This window comes from Rhodococcus sp. NPDC057014 (genome assembly GCF_042673295.1).
Taxonomy (GTDB): domain Bacteria; phylum Actinomycetota; class Actinomycetes; order Mycobacteriales; family Mycobacteriaceae; genus Rhodococcus_F.
This window is the reverse complement of the sequence record NZ_JBHUSF010000488.1, coordinates 1-4437: the sequence shown is the minus strand read 5'-3', so window position 1 is coordinate 4437 and position 4437 is coordinate 1. Positions and strand designations below refer to the sequence as shown.

The following is a 4437-nucleotide window of genomic DNA, read 5'->3' as shown; positions in this document are numbered from 1 at the left end:
TCGACGACTTCCTGGCCGCGGGACACTTCGCCGAGGGCGTCGGAGACGACCTTGCCGTGTTCGGAGGTGATGATCTCGGCGAGTTCACCCTTGCGTTCGTTGAGCAGTTCCCGGAACTTGAAGATGATCTGGGTGCGCTTGGCCAGCGAAGTGTCGCGCCAGGCGGGGAAGGCGGCGGCGGCCGAGTCGATGACGGCGCGGGCGTCTTCGACGCTGGCGAGGGCGACCTGTCCGGTGACGGCGCCGGTGGCCGGATTGGTGACGGGGGCGGTGTTGCCGCTCGTGCCGGCGAAGCTCTTGCCGTCGGACCAGTGCGCGATCTCGCGAATGATGTTGGTGCTCATGTGTTGTCCTTTCACCGCGTGCGCGCGATGTAATCCTTCATGGTCTTCAGTTGGTAGCGGGAGACGTCGTGGGCGTTCTCGTCCTCGGCGAAGACGCTCGACACCATCACCGTGTCGGGTTTGTCGTAGAAGCCGAGTTCGGACAGCCCGCCGAAGAATTCGTCCCAGTCGAGGTCGCCGTCACCGATCTTGAGGTGCTGGTGCACCCGCACCGCGTTGCCGGGCGGATTGGTGATGTACCGCAGTCCGTGCGAGCGGTGGTGATCCATCGTGTCCGCGACGTGGACGAGCCGGAGCATGTCGCCCGCCGTGCGCATGATCTCGAGCATTCCTGCGCCCATGTGATAGCTGTGGCACGCGACGTACACGAGGCCGAAGTTCTTGGAATTGATGCCACGGATCATCCGGATGGCGTCCAGGCCGTTCTCCACGAAATCGTCCGGGTGCGGGTCGATGCGAACGTCGATGCCTTCCCGCTCGATGATGGGGACGAGTTCCTCCATCGACCGGTAGAAGGCGCGCTCCGACTCCTCGGCCTTCTCCGGCCGGCCGCTGAACTCGGTGTTCATCACGTTCACACCGAGGTCGACGGTGATCTGGATGGCGCGCTTCCAGTACCGTACCGCCGCCTCGCGGGCGTCCTCGTCGGGACCGGACCACCGCAGGACCGGCAACACCGAGGCGATGCCGACGCCGGCGTCGCTGCAGGCCTTGCGGAACTGACGGACCAGTTCGTCGTCGGCCTTCGGGTGGTTGAAGAACGGGATCATGTCGCGGTGCGGCGTGAGCTGCAGGTGTTCGAAGCCGAGTTCCGCGACGACGGCCGGCAATTCGAGCAGCGAGTGGTCGTGGTGGAACGGTGTGGGGTCGAGTGCGATCTTCATGGTGTTCAGGCTCCCGGTCCGATGGGTCGCTCCGCAGGCCCCGCTCCCGGAATGGAGGAACGGTCGACCATGTCGACGGTGACGCGCTCGCCGGTCTCGAGTGACTGCACACCCGCTGCGCACACGGCGGCTGCGGCGTATCCGTCCCACGCGCCGGGGCCGTCGACGTAGTTGCCGGTCTCCGCACCCGTGCGGGCTGCGTTCACCCAGCGCTGGATCTCGACGTCGTACGCCTGGCCGAAGCGTTCCTTGAACGACGGGGTGATCTCGCCGCCCCACGCGCCTGCTCCGGAGCGGCCGTTGCCCGCGCCGGTGCCGTACTTGCGGACGAGTCCGACGTCGAGTCCGATGAACGCCGAACCCTTCTCCGCGACGATCTCGGTGCGCACCTCGTAGGCGACGCCGGTGGTCACGAAGACCTCGACGTCGATGTGGCGTCCGGATTCGGTGGTGAAGAACGCGATCTGAGGATCCTGCAGTCCCTCGGGTGCACCGGGGTTCGCGGCGGGGCGGAGGATCTGCACGGACGTGATCTCCTCGTCGAACAGGAATCGGGTGACGTCCACCTCGTGGACCAGCGAGTCCTTGACGATCATCGAGCTGTCGAAGCCCGGCGGCACCACCGGGTTGCGGTGCACGCAGTGGGCGAGGAGCACCTGTCCGAAGACGTCGTCGTCGATGAGCGTCTTCAACTGCTCGTACTCGTGGTCGAAACGTCGCATGAAACCGACCTGGATCAGTTTCTTGCCCAGCTCGGCTTCGCGCTTCACGATTTCGAGGGACGTGGCGACGTCGGTGGTCAGCGGCTTCTCACACATCACCGGCTTGCCGTGCTCGAGGCAGGCGAGGAGCTGCTTCTCGTGGGTCGGGCCGGGGGTGGCCAGGACGACGGCGTCGACATCGGGGTCGGCGATCGCGTCGAGCGGGTCGCTGATCACCCGGCATCCGGGGATCCCGGCCGCGATCTGCTCGGCCTTTTCGACGAAGTAGTCGTTGACGACGGCGACGGTGGCGCCCTTGATGCGATCGGTGATGCGTGCGACGTGGTCGGCGCCCATCATTCCGACACCCAGGACGGCGATGCGCAGGTCGTTGCTTCCGGACATGGCTGACTAGCTCCTGACGTGAGCGGTTAGACGAACTTGACGGACGGGATCCCGCAGGACCCCAGGTACTTGCGGGTGCGCTGGGCGATCGGCAGCGGCACGTCCACGGCGCAGGGGTAGAGATCCTGCTCGACGATCGCGAACACGTCGATGTCGAGCTTCTCGATCGCGGCGAGCAGCGGCGGCAGGTCGGGGATGCCGAGGGGAGGTTCGATCATCGCGCCGAGCTTGACGGCCTCGCCGAACGGCAGATCCTCGGCCTCGACCTTGGCGCGGACCTCGGGATCGACCTGCTTGAGGTGCAGGTACCCGATCCGTTCCGGCGCGCGCTCGATGATCGCGAGGTTGTCGCCGCCGCAGTAGCTGATGTGGCCGGTGTCCAGGCACAGGTTCACGTAGTCGCTGTCGGTGCCGTCGAGGAAGCGGTACACGTTCTCCTCGGTGTCGACGTGGCTGTCGGCGTGCGGGTGGTACTGCGCCTTCACGCCGTACTGCTCGAACATCTTCTTGCCCAGCTCGTTCATGCCGCCGGTCTTCTTCTTCCACTGCTCCGCGGTGAGGTTGCGGTCCTCGAGCACCTCGCCGGTGCCCGGGTCGCGCCACATCTCCGGGATCACGACCACGTGCTTGCCGCCGACGGCGGCGGTCAGCTTCGCGACGTCCTCGATCTGGGTCCACACGGCATCCCAGGAGTCGTCCTGGTGCAGGTGCTCGAAGACGGTGCCTGCCGACAGCTTCAGATTGTGGGCGGCGAGTTCGTCGCGGAGTTGCTGCGGGTCGGTCGGCAGGTAGCCGTACGGCCCCAGCTCGATCCACTCGTAACCGGACGCGGACACCTCGTCGAGGAACCGGCCGTACGGGGTCTGCTGCGGGTCCTCGGGAAACCAGACGCCCCAGGAGTCGGGGGCGGATCCGACGCGGATGACGCTCATCGGGAAATCCTTTCGAAAGTTCTGCTGGGGTAAGGGTCAGTTGCCGGACGGGCGGAGGAACGGACGCTGGATCTTCTTCCACTGCGCGTACGTCTCGTACGCGTTCTGCGTGGACTCGAGGGTGCTGGCCTGACTGACCGGGACGTCCCACCAGGATTCGCTGTCCGGGGCGGCGATCCGCGGGTCCGTCTCGACGTGGATGACCGTGGTCCTGTCGCTCGCCTTCGCCACCTTGACGGCGTCGGCGAACTCGGCGGCCGTGTTCGCGCGGATCACGTCGGCGCCGAGGCTCGCCGCGTTGGCCGCCAGATCGACGGGCAGGATGTCGCCGTCGAGCCGGCCGGAGTCGCCCCGGTAGCGGTAGTCGGTGCCGAACCGCTGGGAGCCGAGCGACTCCGACAGCGACCCGATGGAGGCGAAGCCGTGATTCTGCACGAGGATCACGATGACCTTCACGTTCTCCTGCACGGCGGTGACGAGTTCGGTGGCCATCATCAGGTAGGAGCCGTCGCCGACCATGATGAACACGTCGCGGTCGGGGCAGGCCATCTTGGCGCCGATACCACCGGCGACCTCGTAGCCCATGCAGGAGAAGCCGTACTCGACGTGGTAACCCTTCGAGTCCCGGGTGCGCCACAGCTTGTGCAGATCGCCGGGCATCGAACCGGCGGCGCACACCACCACGTCGCGCGGATCCGACAGCGTGTTGGCGAGGCCGATGACCTGGTTCTGGTTCAGACCGAGAGAGTCGTCGTCGATCTTGTAGACCGCGTCGACGGTGGACTCCCAGTGCGCCGCGAGTTCTGCCGTGCGCGAACGGTACTCGTCGGAAACCCGGTAGCCGTCCAGTGCCTCGGCGAGGGCCTCGAGTGTCTCGCGGGCATCCGCGACGACGCTGACGCCGCCCTGCTTCACCGAGTCGATCGACGCCACGTTGATGTTGACGAACCGCACGTCGGGGTTGTTGAACGCGGTGCGCGACGCCGTGGTGAAGTCGCTGTACCGGGTTCCGATGCCGATGATCACGTCGGCCTCGGTGGCGAGGGCGTTGGCCGCCGTCGTGCCGGTCGAGCCGATCGCCCCGACCGACTGCGGGTGGTCGTACGGCAGTGAGCCCTTGCCGGCCTGACTCTGGCCGACCGGAATGCCGGTCGACTCGACGAACGAGGCC

General features: G+C 66.6%; 5 protein-coding genes. All 5 read right to left on the bottom strand.

Going from position 1 to position 4437, the window contains the following annotated elements; all coding sequences use genetic code 11:
* Positions 1-344, bottom strand: a 344-nt coding sequence (locus ACFTZB_RS43430; RefSeq protein ID WP_378441859.1) for an aldehyde dehydrogenase family protein, incomplete at its 3' end; no start/stop codon positions are given.
* Positions 345-355: 11 nt separating this feature from the next.
* Entirely contained in the window at positions 356-1228 is an 873-nt protein-coding gene (locus ACFTZB_RS43425) for a sugar phosphate isomerase/epimerase family protein (RefSeq protein ID WP_378441856.1), read from the bottom strand.
* 5 nt (positions 1229-1233) lie between these two features.
* Positions 1234-2334, bottom strand: a complete 1101-nt coding sequence (locus tag ACFTZB_RS43420) for a Gfo/Idh/MocA family protein (protein WP_378441854.1) — start codon at positions 2332-2334, stop codon at positions 1234-1236.
* 26 nt (positions 2335-2360) lie between these two features.
* Positions 2361-3266: a sugar phosphate isomerase/epimerase family protein gene (locus ACFTZB_RS43415; RefSeq protein ID WP_378441852.1), complete on the bottom strand. Its 906-nt coding sequence runs from the start codon at positions 3264-3266 to the stop codon at positions 2361-2363.
* A gap of 36 nt (positions 3267-3302) precedes the next feature.
* The coding region (locus tag ACFTZB_RS43410; RefSeq protein ID WP_378441850.1) for a thiamine pyrophosphate-dependent enzyme at positions 3303-4437 on the bottom strand (1135 nt) is incomplete at its 5' end.

What these genes read in the sequence shown, in the direction of transcription:
- ACFTZB_RS43420 (WP_378441854.1), bottom strand. Translation starts at nt 2,334, where the DNA reads ATGTCCGGAAGCAACGACCTGCGCATCGCCGTCCTGGGTGTCGGAATG.
- ACFTZB_RS43425 (WP_378441856.1), bottom strand. Translation starts at nt 1,228, where the DNA reads ATGAAGATCGCACTCGACCCCACACCGTTCCACCACGACCACTCGCTG.
- ACFTZB_RS43415 (WP_378441852.1), bottom strand. Translation starts at nt 3,266, where the DNA reads ATGAGCGTCATCCGCGTCGGATCCGCCCCCGACTCCTGGGGCGTCTGG.